Origin of the sequence: Dyadobacter sp. CY347, assembly GCF_021502655.1 — a bacterium.
GTDB lineage: Bacteria > Bacteroidota > Bacteroidia > Cytophagales > Spirosomataceae > Dyadobacter.
Genome location: NZ_JAKFFT010000013.1, coordinates 88,243 through 102,432 on the forward strand (window position 1 = coordinate 88,243; position 14,190 = coordinate 102,432).

The following is a 14,190-nucleotide window of genomic DNA, read 5'->3' on the forward strand; positions in this document are numbered from 1 at the left end:
TACTTATTTTAATTTACTGTTTTATCGCCTCCTACATTATCACCACTGCCTGAATGGTGCTGTGTGATGATATTGCCATATTGCGCTTTGGGATCGTTCTTTTGAAGCTGATTGATTAATTCCTGCAACAATGCATCTGCATTCACATTATCTTCTAACGCACTAGCAATCGCGCTTTTAGCGAAATCCTGTTTTACTATACTGTCCGGTTTTTTTTGTAAGTCTTTCAAAACATCTTTGGGAGTACCATCATCTTGGATAAAAATGGGTTTAATCCAGTTGACTGTAGCAGTTGTAAAATCTTCAAAAAAACTTTGGACAGAGTCGTTATCCTTCAGCTTCTTCGCCAAGTAGGTAACAATGGCCGAGATAGCAGCAGTAGTTGTTATAGGTTCCATAATATATTTTTAGTGTGATCTAAGATAATACCTTTAGAAGCTTTATCCCGTTTAGAAGAACAAATTTGAACATAGACTTTTCAAATAACAATTATCTGTTTCCAGTCTGGCTTCGAACTAAATTATCAGTTCCTTATCACATTAACTTATTGACGCTCAGATAGTAATTCCAAATAAAATTCAATCCTTCATTAGTCGTTGCTATTAGTCAGGCGATAGAACGCTTTGCAGAACAATGCTAATAACTCACTTATAGGAGTGTTATGGCATTTTACAAACGGACGTTCTTAAAATGCCATGGCAGGCTGACATACTAAATTATACTGTACTATTTATATCTTAAAAAGAAATTTTTCAAGTACGTATCTATGGAAGCGGCATAACGATCTGATTCTGACTCGTTAAAGTTTTCGTCACCTTTTTCGATGTAGATAACCTTTGAAGCCTTTATTTCATTGGCTTACTGCCATCTGCGAGCTCCATAAGAGGACCGTTGTACTTGTATATGAGGCTCATTTCCCAATGAGCCTTGATGTTTCTAATACAACTAACCGTTTAATAAGGTAACATAGATGTTATCATCGTCTTCTTGGGGTGGTCCTTTGAATTCTTTTGACAGAACAGTGAGGCGGGTGTTTGTTTCACTGATAAGCTTGCAGCATTTATGGCCATTGCTGTCAAGGTAGATATCATGTGTTAAGAATTTCGGGGCATTTACAACATATGTAATATATCCACTTTCAATTTCTTGACCGTGGAGATACAGTTTATGAAGTCGTGTGTCAAATATATATATTGATTGGTGCGGATTTATATCGTTTAGCGTTTTTAGTTCCTCGGTAGAATTTTGTGTTAACTTTATTGATATTGCGTCCTCCCATTTACTTTCAATATATGAATCACATACGAACTTTTGTATTAGTTCGGCACATCTGGCACCAACTTCATCTATCTCATATTCTATATTTGAAAATGATTTTTTATAGTGTTTTTCTATCACTTTAAGTGATTTAAAGTGATTTAGTATTGCTAACCAATGCTCAAAGTTCGGATGGCTACCATTGAGTTGACCTCTAAATATTGGTTTACCTCCTTCAAAGATTTCAAATGATTCCTGGCCTCCGAAGCTTGTGAGTAATGAATGAATTTCAATTTCTTCATTGACCGTGCCGCACCTTTCTTTATGTACCACATCGGTGTGAAAATGTATTTTTCCTTTAGCTTCTACTATGTCTTCTAATTTAGCCGTTAATGTGATCACTATGCCATTCTTGCTTATTTTCGAAGATATTGATGAATCCGACTTGTAGATTTCAATCAATACGTTTTCTATTTCTATTCCGTTTTCAAACCTTATATCACCCTTTATTGTCTTCATTGGTGATGGGCTTATCAGAAAACTTTGTAGTGTTTCGAAAATTCTTATTCCATTTAATGTGCCTTCAAAATCTTTGACCTGATTGCCAGGAAGAAGTAGGCTCTCTATTTTTCCGGATTTGAGGTAGTCATCAATTGTTTTTCCAGTTTCGAGATTGGTTGAAAACCGAAAGTTAAACATTGACTTTGTTTTTGACGGAACAAAATATGATTGTGTTCCTTTATTTGTTCTTTTCGTTTCAATCGAGACCCCGTAGTTAGATATGAACTGTTCGCATATTTCTCTGCTTACCTTTCGTTCTTGGAAGTCTAGGTGAATATTATCTTTTATATTCTGAATCAATTCATTTATAAACTTTTCACCTGTTAAGTTTATGTAGTTAATTTTCTTAATATTTAATTTTCTCACCAACTGCTCGCTAGCATTGGGAGATATAAAATAGCATTCTCGTCTATGGTCACCTAATATTTCTGTAAGTTTTTCTATTGTTACATTTACGTTGTCGTCACTTAGTCCATACCCAATGAATGCAATCGGCTTTCTAATTATTCGGTCTTTTACGACTGTCCAATATGGGGTAAGCTCCTTATTTGCTTTAAAAAAGGCAAGATAGTCATCCTTGGTAATAACAAATGTTCCAGGTCGAGAAACACAACCGTGAATTTTAAATAGTTCGACTTTTGTTCGATCGAGATATGTAAGGTCTTGTTCTTCAATTGCGACACGTATATTGGAGCCGTAACACTGTTCAAATAGCTTGTCGTAGTTTGTCGTTATTATTGTCTTAAAATGCGGTATTTTCGCTATTTTTTTGTGTGTTTTGTTATGTCTTGATTCTCTATTGAATGTTGATATAAGAAAGTTATTTAACTTCGATTTTGATTGGTTTTCGTCCTGGAGTGCTTGTGCAATCAAATCAAGACTTAACTGTTTGCTTACTCCTTGTAGAGCTGGTTCTTTTATTTGCTTGAATATTGTGTCGCGTAGTTCATTTCCCGTTGGATAACCAGCATATTTGGATAATCCTGATCCAGCCCAAAGCACTACGTCATCTGTTCGTATTAACTCAAATAAGGCTTCTTTTGACATTCGTGGTGTTTTTTATCGTCTTATGATGTCGAAATTAAATCTAAAAATAGTAATATTATGTCTATATTTTTGTTGTTGAGTTGTAAGTTATATGCTGACGATTCTGGCCAGCTTCAACGCAACCCTTATCTTTTTCTTCCTAGCACGTTATTAATGGCAAATGATCATGTAATTTTATAAATATTAGGAACTGAAAGGGCGTACGTGCCTAGATTTAAGTAGCTTACGCCTAATTGATTAAAAAGAATCCGATGATATAAGTTGGTTTGATAAAACCCAGGACCTGGCCTCCTTGATTGACCCCGTAACCTTGGAGTCAGTAGAAGCGCGATATGAATACCTAAGCGGGGTTTTGAAGAAACAAAACTCTACTCTTTCCACGCCGATTACGATTGACTTGCTTACCGAAGGCTTGAAAATGGAAAAGCCCTTGCTTATTAATTTTGGCGAGCGTGGTGTGTCTTTGATGATGGGAGAAGAAGATGTAATTATGGCTAGCACCTCCCTGTTTATACACGTGGGCTTATTGCAGGAGCTTGCAGATCTGTAGGGTGAACTGTCAAGGATCGCTTGACAATTGAAATCCTCAGTATTATTACCTACCCTTTGTAAACTCAAAGTCGCGACAGATTCGGTGAATTATTCAATTTCTGTTTTTCCATTTAGTTGCTTACAGGCTTCAAAAGCAATTGACGAGTGATCAAAATAGCCTGCATTTGACTGTCCTATCCTTGACTTAACGCTGGTAATCTGGCCAGCCTGCCCAATCAAAGCCGCTGCCTAAAACCGATCAGTAATTGCTAAACAGATGGCTGGACCGACAGCTTATGCAGGGACCACTTTGACGAAATTATATTTTGTTTGGCATCTGCTTTATATATTGCACATTCCGTTATTCACCAATCCAAACCCATTAATGAAAGCTAAAAATATCCGCTTCTTTTCCGTGCAGGAAAATAAGCAAAAAGCAGACAAGAAAGCAGCGGCAAAATCACTTCCCAAAGGCTATATTTCCGCTGCCGGCAAAATTGTATTCCCATCAGTGGCCATCGAAGAGCTGGGGATTGAACCCGATACAACCAGGTTCCTGGTAGGAACTGATGATGGAAAACGCAAGATCAAAAACCTTTACCTGGTCCCGACAGATCAGGATGGTGCTTTTTCAATTACACGCTCCGGCCGTGGCTACTCTTTGCCACTGGAATTGATCCTAAGCAAAGGAGGCGTTGATTACAGCAATCAAAAATATGTTTTCACCGCTTCGATCTTTCAGCATGAAGGCTCAGTTGGTTACGCCTTAGAGATCTTACCCGAGCAGGCACCTGAAAAAGCGCCATATACCGGCAAACCGCGGGGACGCAGGCCAAAGGATAGTCAGCAAACAGCTGATCAGCCCGCAGAGTAATCAAAGGTTTCCTTGCCGTTAAGCACTAAACGTTAATCACTTTTGCCGATCTCCGGCCTAAGCCATTATGCATCATCATACAGCCTTTTTAAGTGAGTGGGGCAACAACGCACTGGACTTTTCCAAAAAGGGCCCATCTGGGATCTTGCCAACAACCCATTTCATCGTGACTGCCCTGATCATCGGCAAGGCAGACGTCGAAAAGGTTTTGGCAGTACTCGGGGCAATTAGCAAGCGTCACTTTGATGGTGGACAAATTGACTCAGAAAAGACCGGCAATAACCATCTTAAAAGGAAAGAAGTGCTGGAAGACCTGGAAGAGTTGCCCTTCCAGGTGTTTTCACTTATCGTCGATAAGCGACAATTGATAGGGGAGGGGCTCCGCTACAGAGGCTCCTTTTTCAAGTTCCTGCATGGAATGGCTGACCGGGAGTTGTTCCGGATCTTTCCAGATTTGGAAATGGTCGCTGGCCGCACCGGGGATGAGACCTTCATGAAAGGTTTTATTAGTTATGTGCAGCAGAACCATATTGCCAACCTTTTCAATGAATCCTCCTTTGGCTTTGTGGCCTCTGACGATAGTCCGATTGTCCAGCTCGCTCATTTTATTGCAGGGACGCTCGCGCGCTGCTATGATGAAACGGTAATCACTGATCAAAGAGGGGAGTTCATAGAAATCCTTAAACGGAAGGTCTTAACCATCAGGTTTTGGCCGGATGCCTTTGCGCATAATTTGATTAATCAGCCGCAGCCAGGACCCAGCTTCGATCCGCTTTTGTCCGAGCTTAGTGTGAAGCTGGCCAATGATTTTCTTCATCGTAAATCAGCTGACAAGGCCCCGCAGGCCATCGACCAGGTAAGCAGCCTGAGCTACCTGCTTTTTCATTTTCGTCATATTAGCCCCACCCGTTATATCACCAGCTTTGAGCTCATGGAGCATATCAGGGCCAGAAGGGGAAAGAATGTTTCGCTTCATTATTTTCAAACGAAAGTGATTGCCCCGCTCCGGGACGCGGGTGTGCTGATTGCCAGCAGCTCGCGTGGATACAAGCTTCCTGCAAGCCAGCAAGATTTGTATGATTTCGTAGGTCACAGTAACACAATCATTGAGCCGATGCTTTCGCGTGTGAAACGGTTTCGTGACCAGATCCATATGGCTACTGATGGCAAGATCGATGTGCTGGCTGCCGATGAGTACAGGGTAATCCGTAAAGTGATTGACTAATAAAAGTCGTTATCGGAGCATTATGCCGGTGGGTCGTAAACAGTTTAATAGGCGCGGTTTGTGCTTAATGACACATTTTACCAAGCTTACAGAGCTTTCGCGTACTTGAAACATGGAAATATACTGGCGCTCAGCTGTATTTTGTCGATCTTACATTAGTCTTACCGACAATTAAAATCATCTAAGTCTAGCAATTCATTATGCTGGGAAGGATATTAAGATATTGCATAGGTCTGGCACTCTTCGTAAATATTCTGGCCTATTCTAGTGATGAACGAAAGGTAGTAGGAATCTGGCATACTGAATTTGAGGCTGTGCCCCATCTTAAAAGCGCATTCGATATTGAGAGCAACTAGGTTGTATTTTCGGCTAACAGCTTTGCCATCGTTGGATGTCCTTGGCATGCCCTTAGTCATGTTGTAGTTATTGTGGATCATTTATGCTTTATGTGTCGTACAAATAAGTTCAATTGTAAAGAACATTTATCTATTTAAATCACTATAGTTAATAAACATGATTAAAATGAAGAACATAAACGTAGATGAAGCATATCGGCTATGCAACTTTGACAGAACCTTAAAAAGTCTAAAAGGAAAAAGCAGGATCGAAATTGTCGGAGACTTGTACAAAGAAATCGATCGAGTCGAGAAACTACCTTCTAACGCCCAAAGTGAGGCTTGGAGAATTCAACTGGGATATATCGATAAAATTAAGGACTTACTCAGTGTCCTATCTTCTGATAGAGCACCTTTACGACATTACTCGGGACACACTGCAGGATATCAGGAACTACTCAAGGACCTTATAGATAGGGGTGAAGTACCAGTTGAAGTTATTAACAAATTAGAGTAAGTGGTTTTGGATTTTTCCGCGATGAAAATATTCATAGCACCTCACTTGCTCCCGTAAAGCTGATTAACATAATAATCCGTTAATCTACATATTTTTTCAATTTCTGAGATACTTCCACTTTTGCGAGTAAAATCACGGTAGGGGAATGTTTGCACTTTTCTAACATCCCTATCGGAAATATATTAATATTATTGTATATAAAATTATAAATGAAATTGTAAATAAAAATGTAATAAATTTTGTATATCATATTGTATACACTAAATTTGTTATATAAAATGCCCACCCTCAAGAGAAGGCAGGCATTCATACGCTAGTTAGGATTTTCTAATCTGCGTTGATGTATGAAATCAACATAGAGAAGGCCGTCCTGGCCATGTATCCGATAAACTCGAATACAGGCTGGTGTTTCTTGAAGAATTTGGAAGAGCGAATTCCAATATTCTCCTTTTTAGGCACTGCCATAGTATCAATATGGTTAAGTGAAAGATTCATCATACACCGTGTATGACGAGTTTAGTCATCTGTAAGCTACTGGTAATAGCTTAGCAAGTGATTCGACTCTTAAAATTAAGTATTTTTAAGATAAGCCCTGGACTATTTAAGTCTGGGGCTTTCTGTTTTATTAATAATTTTTTTATAACATGCTTATTGTCAAAAAGTTACTATTTCAAAGTTCGAAGACGAATGTAGTATTATATTCACTTTTTCATCTGAAAGCCTTGTGAAATACACTGACGGCAATTATCGTTCGTCGGCTTAATCATGTCCTGTAAGCTGTGCAGATATTCAAAGGCACGGCTGGCCTCGCTGGAGCCTTGAAAGATAGCCGTCTTGTTCTCGGACAGCAGTTGCAGCCAGTGTGACATATATTGATCATAATCCAGACGCGGCGCGTCTTCAATCCCCCAGTTAGCACAGAGGAAGGCTGAACCCACCTCAGCCACGATTCTTCACCAGCATATTTCTTATCATCCGAACCGTTTACCCATGTCACGATTCAGGCGGTGTTTTGGACCCGTCCAATGTGTCAGCTCATGCGCAAGTGTTGCATAGATGCTTTCTGTGATTGCCTGAGTTGGGGTACCGATGAATAAATTGCGATCCGGCATCTTGATATCGTCATTTGTTCCACTGTAATAAGCCTTGTCACCGCCAAAGGTTATTTTGGCTCCGGTCTTATCAATGAAACCGTCGATGTGCTAGATCTGCTCGAAATTAATAGCAGGACGGCGAAGGGGATCCGCCTCTTTATGGGATTGCAGCTGTGAGCTGTTAAAGACCGTACAGGTTTTAAGGAAAGGGAGTTTATCGACTTCCTCCTTACCTTCTTTCTGCTTTTCGATGAAGTCCTAATAGACAACTGTTGTGCCTTTGGATCCTTTCTTGATCGTTTCCTTACGCTCAGAATGTTAATGCACTTATAGCGCTTACCGCTGTCGATGTTGACCGGAAGCTCATAAGAGGCGTTTGTGTCACCTTCCTGCCAGGGCTTATGCCAGGGACTAGTTTTCTGTTCAAGCTGAGCAATAATTTTAGCGGTGATTTCGGTGTGTAAGTCTCGGGACAACTAACAATCTCCATTAAAATATAGTGTGTATGATTGGGTTTCCACAAAACTTCCGATATAGCAATTATACCTGTGGTTTATATTTTGAAACCCTGAACTTGACAGAACTTCCACGTTTACACATTTGCCGGTAAAGCTCCATTGCTTCCGAATGGCTCATCTTCTTAATTTCTGGCCGCTTCCGATGCCGAGCATTTCCTCAGTCATGGGGTGCCATTCGGCTTGCCCAACGCCCCGGACTTCAAGGACATAGATTTCATTCTTATGTGCCGTCCAAAAGGGCTGAGTTTTGATCGTGTTATCATCACTTAGGAGCGCTGACAAAAACAGTTTGGCGGCCTCATAATAGTTGAGCTTATTCCATGGTGATTGTGATATCTCTCAACCGACACACCTACCATATCAAAGTATTTTTGATTGAACGCTACAACTTCGGATGGAGACATTTCAGGGTTTATCTGGATCCTGTTCCGGGTTAGCCGCAAACGACTGCGTATAGCATGGGTGATAATCGAGTGACTCTCTTTCACGATACCGTGAATAACAAAATATTGTTGCCTTTGATATCAAATTGAAAAATTAAGAACGGGGGTGTTCTTCCTATTTTATTATAAATACAACGATCACCTGAATATGTCGTTTTTTAATATTGGTATGTTATTTTTTGATACAAGCCTATAAATCAGCTATTTCCAAGTTAAAATTTTTCTCAGTTCCATTTTAATGTTAATAATTCCTAATTAACTGGAATCGAGAATCTTAACAATTTCCTATTTTGGATTATCCCTATAACCCGAAAAACACGCAGAATTATTCTTTTTTACTTATCTATCAACGCATATCTTTACATCATGCAACATCGCATGAAAAAAGGAAGCCCTAAACCACCAGGTGGATTAAAGCTTCCCATCGAACGAATCATTGGTGTCGCAACAGCAATTGCTGGTTTCATTTATGCTTCTCTACAAGCCCTTGCAAAGTTAATAGAGATCATACAGCAGCTGCCCTGATTCGGAAACCCTTGATCCCTATTGTGGATCAGGGGCTTTTTTGTTTAGTTTATAATTATAAACCATTTTAATGCGTCAAAGATATTTTGTTTGTCAATACATGATGACATTTCTGATAAATATTTTTCAAAATCGGCCTTTCCAGCATGCATAAGCATTTTACTTTTGAGGATATTTTATCAAAAAATTGATATTTCAAATACACAAAGCTGTTGCTCATTTCCCGGCATCGTCCGCGGCCAGGGCTTTACGGGCAAATTTATAATGGTCCTTACTAATCCGGCTTTCTCCGTATCCAAGCATTATATATTGGGGCAACGCATCAGCCAGCTTGTCGGCATTCCCCGCGTTCTGGCTCGCGGACGGCACTTGAGGCATAATTGATACACGTGCTTTTAGCCGTTATGTCCGTGAACTCCTGCGGGTAAACCTCCATATCTTGCCGGTTGTTGTTTGCCTAAACGGCTACTTTACTATCTTCCGCTTTACCAGTGACCGCAGCATTAGTACTCGCTCATAAGAAGTCCACCACTTCTTCTTGCCTCACAAGAAGTCCACATGTCGACTAGTACTAGCTTCTTCATATGAAGTTATATTAGTACTAGTTGTTTTGTTTGTAATTACAAATGCTATAACTTTGAATGTATAAAGGTATCAGGTTTAAACATGTTATCAGTTTACACTCGAACCTATAAAGAAAAAACCCCTGACCAAAAGGCCAAGGGAATTCGAATAATCAAAATAAGTGGTAGGCTTCTAGTAGTTTTCGAAGGGCCATTAGAAACTTCACTATTTTGTTTGCGACATCTATTATTCGAAAGATGGGTAGTTTTGATCCCTTAGGATCGAGGCTACCTTTTTTCATGCGATGTGGCATGGGTGTAAAGATAATACCTTCCGCAATAGCTTCCAGCCCGCAACTGCCGAATTTTTAGACTTGTTTTACGACTATTTTATTTAACACACTATTAGTCAGAACATTATACGAGTTTAATTGAATAAAAAAGTAGTTTATACATTTTTTATATTATAATAATAGCTGTGATTTATGTACAATTTAATTGAAATAACAAATTCAACCTTAACCACTACAATCCGCACATAGGTTGGATAGGGGATAACCCGATCAAGATTTACAGCAAGGATGAATGAGATAATTATTTCCTCCATGATGAAGAGACTGATCGCTTGTTTGAATTTCGACAAATGGGATAGAACTGAAATTCAGGAAGGATGCTGATTTAGTTATCGACGCGTATTTGACAAGGGTCTGACATCTAATGTTGTCTTGAAATTATAGTCATAGACGTTTTGTAGCTCATGAACGTAATCAATATATCTGTAATCTTGATCAATAAGGATTATCTCTTCATTTGAGCGTCTATCTCTGACCTTGTATCCTTTGAAGGTATTTTTAATTTCCATTCCGCTGACGACATTTTCACCAGTTGAAACCAGTTCCACAAAATCCTGTGTCCACTTCCTGTTCTGTTCAACTGTATTATCAACCACCTCAAAACCAAGCTTATCTAAAACCTCGGGTGTAAGGCAAATCGCTTTCACGTATTGATCATCTTCCCTTAGGATTTTTACCACTTTTCCGGTTTTGACATTCTCAATTTCCAGCTCATCATTTTCATTGCTGACTACTCGAAAAACATCGTAATCCATTCCTTCGAAAATTGAGTGGTGAAGCAGGTTTCCTCGCTTGTAATCGTGGTATAGCGGTAAGGCCATTTTTGCGGTTATAGGTTTAGTTAAATATAAAAAATATCTTCTCGACAGCCTTGTAGGCTATCTATTATGAGGGATATGGAAACGGCTATTAATGACTCCTCAGATAATCTCTTAAAACAGCTTCTGCTGTATCGTAATCATGGTACTTATCCTCTATATAAAATTCCAAAAATGGAGCATACCAAGCCTTTTTTCTAATTTTGAACCACTTATCCTTACCTTGGACAATGAAATATTCATGCCTTCCCTTGCTACCAAAATACATAAAAGCAAGATATATAAATAAGATCATCATTACACCGGCCATATCTCTTGTTCGATTTAGTTGTGGGAGCAAGATAATATTTTCTTGACATTTTCACATCAGGCATATATTTTGGCGATAAGGGGCAGCCAGGCATGGTGTTCTGTTTTCCTTCACAGGATAGAACAGCGCCGTTTTTTTCATTGCGGAATGCGCGGCTTGTTACCAAATACATGTATAACTGAATGATATGTTAACAGCAAACCAATTTACGCTAGGTTAATGCAAGCGTAACCCCTCTAATCAGCATCACTCAGTGGTTAAACAGTGAACTACGTCACTTGGTCATATTGATAAATGCTATGAGTACGGCTTAAATCTTATACTTCTTCGATTTCGACTCTTAATCCCGACATACGCTGTAAAAAGCACAAGTGGGATTATTGTCAGTTTCCATACAATGAGAACGTTTTCTGGGGAAGTCAGATAGGGAAAGAAAAAGATGGGCAGAGTAGCATTCGCAGAAAGGTGGGTTAATATTGCGATGAGGACACTGCCATTTGTTATAGACGATATGTAAGTAAAAAGATAAGATAAGCAAATTGTCGCAAGCAGATAAACCGACACATTATTGCTACTTTGCTCATACTGAAATCCCCGACTGGTTCGATAAACAAATGGTAGATATAGATTCCCAATAATATGAATATAATTGGCAAGACAAGAATTGCAAGATACACGTATGGCGATGCCCGCCATAAAAAAAGTTATTCAGGAACTGCCGTTAGTTAAATCAATCCCACCGGCGGCTAACTGGATTCGTCCGTTGGCTTTGGTATATCCTAAATAGCCAGAAATTTAATGGCATGACCGATTATCAATTTATCCGGGAGATCAAAGCATTCAAGCTTGACCACTTTATGGCTTATATGGGATGGATTGGAAACAAGCCCTATAAGATTTATACACGCGAAGACCCGTTGCTATTCTTTGTCTATGATGAATACACTGACAGGCTCTTTGAATTCAAACTCAGGGATCCAGGCAGGTTAAATAAAGCGACCATTTACGATTGCCTCATTACAGCTTACCTGGCCTTGCCTGAAAAACAAATGTAATGTTCCTGAGAGCAATGTATGCCCGACTCCATATTATGGTTAATTTGACCGGCAGAATTTACAGCTCTTTAAAAGTCGAGCAGTATGAAGTCTTCAAAGCTAACCTTCCCAGGACCATGCAATACAAACCATTGACGGAGCTCAGAAATGATGAAAGTGCCTGTAAGGCCATCTTCAAACTTGTAACAGCAGGGTGCGGGCCTACAGAGTTTGGCTACGTGGAAGACTCCGAGCTCGGATATATAACCTTATGGGAAAAATATGGAAGCGGCAGCACACGCCATATTCACATATCCAATGATGGCTCCATAGAACACTATTTCGGTGATGAGCTTGAACCTGTCGGCAATGTTTTTAAGCTGGTTGATCAAATCAGGATGCTAGGTTATTCTGCTTGATGACAAATTATATAACTCTGAATGCATTCAATAATGGTTTTTTTGGGACAGACCTCTTGTTATCTTTCTTCAACCCTTCTAATTGGATTCAGAAGGGTAGGATCCAGCAATTAGTTAAGCTGCGGATTGGATCTTTGATGTAGTATATCCGACAACCGCTATTCAAACCGATCTGCTAATCACAGACAGATTGTTCTGCCGCAGCCAGAGCATGGAGCTCCATCATATCAAACAGTGGAACGGAGCTATCTGCCTGTGACACCAAAAGCCCCATTTCGGTACAACCCAAAATGATACCTTGCGCTCCGAGAATAATTAAATCTTGTAGGATCCGCCTACATTCCTGCCGGCCCGCGGCCAAGACCTTTCCCTGAGCGAACTGTTCACCCACAATATTGTCAATAATGCCTTGATCTATTGAATTGGGGGCCACTACTGTGAGCTTGAATTGGTCCTGCAAACGTGCTTTGTAGAAATCGGTGTCCTTTGAGGAAGCACTACATAACAATCCAATCTTGACTATTCCTTGCTTTTGGATGGCCTGCCCGGTCGGTTCAATGATATGCAACAGTGGTACTGCAACTCTTTCTTGCAACTTGTAAGCCATACTGTGCAGGCTATTTGACAGAATAATGATTACGTCTGCACCGTCCCGCTCAAGCCGCAGGGCAGCATCTATCATTATTTGGAGAGCTTGTCCTATTTGGCCACGATTTTGATATTGCTCAATTAAACTTGCATCGACAGGTATCATTAAAGTTCTAGCAGCATAAAAATCCCCTAACTGATCGCGCGTAGCTTGATTAATGAGGCGATAGTACTCTGCCGTAGGTCTTGAAGGCAGGCCACCGATTAGGCCAATACATTTCAAAGAGATATCGGTAGCCATCTGTAAGTAACGTTTAAATGAAACCAAGCCTAAGGTAGAAACTTTCCTAGGAACACGTTCTGAAAGTTAGAAGCTGGCGAAAAGCTTTTCCGAGTAATTTTTCCTTCCTTGCATTCCTGACTTTACAAAAATTGCACATTGATAATGAAGTTACTAGTGGATCTATTCAATCCCATCCTAAGAAAATCACTGAGGAAGGAGATGCGTAACCTAATTTTCAAGTGCGAATCACTTGGCTTACCGGAAAAGGATTGCATTGATGCAAATTCCTTTCTTGAACACAATGAACTCGGTTTGGCATTCGAAACAATCCTAACACAAATGTATGAATACGACATTTTAATCGATTCGGAATTGTACGGCCAAATAGAAGCTATCGCTGGTAGATTGTCATTGAAGAGCCCAGAATACGAATTTATGTCAGGATTGATACGACCTGCAAAGTAGCCATTGTCATTTCAAACAAAACTGCAAACTCCGCAGACTTGTGCGACACTCACCGTTATTTTTTCGATCAACAAGTAACGGCTTATTTCGAAATCGCTGATAGTAACGGTTCCAGCGCCTTGATAAGTTATGGGAAATCCCAGTTGCAAGCAGGATTTGTTGTTCCGAGCAAACACCTGTCCGCATCAACTCAAAAATTTGCCGTTTGACCAAACCGGTTTTCGGCTTATTCGACACTTCACATAGAATGCTGTAACCCAAATAATTACAAATTAATGTCAAGCAATAGTAGGACAATTCCTATTGCATTACGCTGATTTTACCTTACAGATTTAATTAAGATTTACACCATTTTGTAAACGAGTCGATTTTGTAATATTCCATTTACCTTTCTTTTTGAGGGTCTCCACTTTTTTAACATCGGTCCGTT

Annotated in this window: 15 protein-coding genes and 1 pseudogene; 7 read left to right on the plus strand and 9 right to left on the minus strand. The window is 39.8% G+C overall.

Going from position 1 to position 14,190, the window contains the following annotated elements:
• Positions 1-8: 8 nt before the first annotated feature.
• Both L0659_RS25280 and L0659_RS25285 read right to left on the minus strand, forming a co-directional pair.
• Complete coding sequence (locus L0659_RS25280) at positions 9-398, minus strand: hypothetical protein (RefSeq protein WP_235129402.1); 390 nt, start codon at positions 396-398, stop codon at positions 9-11.
• Positions 399-945: 547 nt separating this feature from the next.
• Positions 946-2,865 carry an SIR2 family protein gene (locus L0659_RS25285; RefSeq protein WP_235129403.1) on the minus strand — a complete coding sequence of 640 codons (1,920 nt, stop codon included), beginning with the start codon at positions 2,863-2,865 and terminating at the stop codon, positions 946-948.
• A 310-nt stretch (positions 2,866-3,175) separates the two neighbouring features.
• Here L0659_RS25285 and L0659_RS25290 point away from each other — a divergent pair, with 310 nt between their 5' ends.
• From L0659_RS25290 to L0659_RS25300, 3 genes are all read left to right on the plus strand, one after another.
• Positions 3,176-3,415 carry a hypothetical protein gene (locus tag L0659_RS25290; protein ID WP_235129404.1) on the plus strand — a complete coding sequence of 80 codons (240 nt, stop codon included), beginning with the start codon at positions 3,176-3,178 and terminating at the stop codon, positions 3,413-3,415.
• 366 nt (positions 3,416-3,781) lie between these two features.
• Positions 3,782-4,270, plus strand: a complete 489-nt coding sequence (locus L0659_RS25295) for a hypothetical protein (RefSeq protein ID WP_235129405.1) — start codon at positions 3,782-3,784, stop codon at positions 4,268-4,270.
• 67 nt (positions 4,271-4,337) lie between these two features.
• Positions 4,338-5,495, plus strand: a complete 1,158-nt coding sequence (locus tag L0659_RS25300; protein WP_235129406.1) for a hypothetical protein — start codon at positions 4,338-4,340, stop codon at positions 5,493-5,495.
• A gap of 1,553 nt (positions 5,496-7,048) precedes the next feature.
• On the opposite strand, the pseudogene L0659_RS25305 reads toward L0659_RS25300, so the two are convergent.
• From L0659_RS25305 to L0659_RS25310, 3 genes and pseudogenes are all read right to left on the minus strand, one after another.
• Positions 7,049-7,546 (minus strand): annotated as a pseudogene (locus L0659_RS25305) (zincin-like metallopeptidase domain-containing protein).
• Positions 7,510-7,917: an ArdC-like ssDNA-binding domain-containing protein gene (locus L0659_RS26595; RefSeq protein ID WP_409019471.1), complete on the minus strand. Its 408-nt coding sequence runs from the start codon at positions 7,915-7,917 to the stop codon at positions 7,510-7,512. Before L0659_RS26595 ends, L0659_RS25305 begins: the two are co-directional and overlap by 37 nt.
• A 156-nt stretch (positions 7,918-8,073) precedes the next feature.
• The gene (locus tag L0659_RS25310) at positions 8,074-8,241 is read right to left on the minus strand and encodes a hypothetical protein (RefSeq protein WP_235129407.1); all 168 of its coding nucleotides are present in this window, start codon (positions 8,239-8,241) and stop codon (positions 8,074-8,076) included.
• A 539-nt stretch (positions 8,242-8,780) separates the two neighbouring features.
• Here L0659_RS25310 and L0659_RS25315 point away from each other — a divergent pair.
• Positions 8,781-8,927, plus strand: a complete 147-nt coding sequence (locus L0659_RS25315; RefSeq protein ID WP_235129408.1) for a hypothetical protein — start codon at positions 8,781-8,783, stop codon at positions 8,925-8,927.
• Positions 8,928-9,143: 216 nt separating this feature from the next.
• Here the strand turns inward: L0659_RS25315 and L0659_RS25320 are convergent, their stop codons facing one another.
• From L0659_RS25320 to L0659_RS25330, 3 genes are all read right to left on the minus strand, one after another.
• On the minus strand, positions 9,144-9,305 hold the full coding sequence (locus L0659_RS25320; protein ID WP_235129409.1) for a hypothetical protein: 162 nt from the start codon (positions 9,303-9,305) through the stop codon (positions 9,144-9,146).
• 867 nt (positions 9,306-10,172) lie between these two features.
• Positions 10,173-10,664 (minus strand): hypothetical protein, encoded by a 492-nt coding sequence (locus tag L0659_RS25325; protein ID WP_235129410.1) that lies wholly within the window; start codon positions 10,662-10,664, stop codon positions 10,173-10,175.
• A gap of 88 nt (positions 10,665-10,752) precedes the next feature.
• Positions 10,753-10,971 carry a hypothetical protein gene (locus tag L0659_RS25330; protein WP_235129411.1) on the minus strand — a complete coding sequence of 73 codons (219 nt, stop codon included), beginning with the start codon at positions 10,969-10,971 and terminating at the stop codon, positions 10,753-10,755.
• Between the two features lie 803 nt (positions 10,972-11,774).
• Between L0659_RS25330 and L0659_RS25335 the strand changes: the two genes are divergently transcribed.
• Positions 11,775-12,026 carry a hypothetical protein gene (locus L0659_RS25335; RefSeq protein WP_235129412.1) on the plus strand — a complete coding sequence of 84 codons (252 nt, stop codon included), beginning with the start codon at positions 11,775-11,777 and terminating at the stop codon, positions 12,024-12,026.
• Positions 12,026-12,424 carry a hypothetical protein gene (locus tag L0659_RS25340; protein WP_235129413.1) on the plus strand — a complete coding sequence of 133 codons (399 nt, stop codon included), beginning with the start codon at positions 12,026-12,028 and terminating at the stop codon, positions 12,422-12,424. Before L0659_RS25335 ends, L0659_RS25340 begins: the two co-directional genes overlap by 1 nt.
• A 175-nt stretch (positions 12,425-12,599) precedes the next feature.
• Here the strand turns inward: L0659_RS25340 and L0659_RS25345 are convergent, their stop codons facing one another.
• Positions 12,600-13,313, minus strand: coding sequence for an aspartate/glutamate racemase family protein (locus tag L0659_RS25345; protein ID WP_235129414.1), 714 nt, complete (start codon positions 13,311-13,313; stop codon positions 12,600-12,602).
• A 201-nt stretch (positions 13,314-13,514) separates the two neighbouring features.
• On the opposite strand from L0659_RS25345, the gene L0659_RS26600 reads away from it, so the two are divergent.
• Positions 13,515-13,760 carry a MafI family immunity protein gene (locus L0659_RS26600; protein WP_409019474.1) on the plus strand — a complete coding sequence of 82 codons (246 nt, stop codon included), beginning with the start codon at positions 13,515-13,517 and terminating at the stop codon, positions 13,758-13,760.
• The last annotated feature ends 430 nt before the right edge of the window (positions 13,761-14,190 follow it).